Genomic DNA, 1,258 nt, shown 5'->3' with positions numbered 1-1,258 from the left:
GTGTGGTGATGTGGTGGGTGAGGGTGGCGGGGGTGGGGTTTTGGAAGATGTCGCGGATGGTGAGGTTGGTGTGGAGGGTGGTGCGGATGTGGGTGGTGAGTTTGGCGGCGAGGAGTGAGTGTCCGCCGAGGTCGAAGAAGTTGTCGTCGATGGTGGTGGGGTGGGTGAGGTTGAGTGTTTGGGTGTAGAGGGTGCAGAGGATTTCTTCTTGGGGGGTGCGGGGTGGTCGTCCTTGGGTGGTGGTGGTGTGGGGTGTGGGGAGTGCTTTGTGGTCGATTTTGCCGTTGGGGGTGAGGGGGAGTTTGGGGAGGATGGTGATGTGGGTGGGGATGAGGTGGTCGGGGAGTGTGTTGCGTAGCCAGTGGCGGAGTTGGGTTGGGGTGGTGTTGGTGTGTTGGGGGTGGAGGGTGGCGTAGGCGTTGAGTTGGGTGTTGCCGGTGGTGTCGGTGGTGGTTGTGGTGGTGGTTTGGGTGATGTGGGGGTGTTGGAGGAGGGCGTTCTGTATTTCGGTGGGTTCGATGCGGAAGCCGCGGATTTTGATTTGGTGGTCGGTGCGGCCGTGGTAGTGGAGTTGGCCGTTGGGTGTGTGGTGGGCGAGGTCGCCGGTTCGGTAGAGGCGGGTGCCGGGGGGTCCGTAGGGGTTGGGGATGAAGTGGGTTGCGGTGAGGGTGGGTTGGTGTTGGTAGCCGTGGGCGAGTCCGGTGCCGGCGAGGTAGAGTTCGCCGGTTACTCCGATGGGGGTGGGTTGGAGGTGGGTGTCGAGGATGTAGGCGTGTTTGTTGGTGATGGGGTGGCCGATGGGGATGGGTGTGTGTTGGGGGTTGTTGGTGGGTTGGGGGAGGGTGTGGGTGGTGGTGTAGCCCATGGATTCGGCGGGGCCGTATCCGTTGGTGATGGTGAGGTGGGGGTGTTGGGTTTGGATGTGGTGGGTGTGGGTGGGTGAGGCGGGTTCGCCGCCGGTGGAGGCGTGTTGGGTGTGGGTGAAGGTGTCGGGGTGTTCGTCGACGAGGTAGTTGAAGAGGCTGGAGGAGAGTTGGAGCATGGTGATGTGGTGCTGGTGGGTGAGTTGGTTGATGAGGGTGGGTTCGGGTCGTTGTCCTGGTTGGAGGACGCTGGTGGCTCCGTGGAGGAGTGCGCCCCAGAATTCGAGGGAGAAGGCGTCCCAGGAGACGGGTGAGCACTGGAGGAATCGTTGGTCCGGTGCGAAGGTGGCGTAGTTCTGGGCGAGTACGGTGCCGGTCAGTGCGCGGTGCGAGGT

The 1,258-nt window shown here is 63.0% G+C and carries 1 protein-coding gene; it reads right to left on the bottom strand.

Going from position 1 to position 1,258, the window contains the following annotated elements; all coding sequences use genetic code 11:
- A partial coding sequence (locus ACFWHU_RS38595) for a non-ribosomal peptide synthetase (protein ID WP_387231027.1) occupies positions 1 to 1,258 on the bottom strand: 1,258 nt, incomplete at both ends.

Source organism: Streptomyces sp. NPDC060366 (assembly GCF_042725135.1).
Lineage (GTDB): Bacteria > Actinomycetota > Actinomycetes > Streptomycetales > Streptomycetaceae > Streptomyces.
This window is presented reverse-complemented; position numbering and strand designations above follow the sequence as displayed.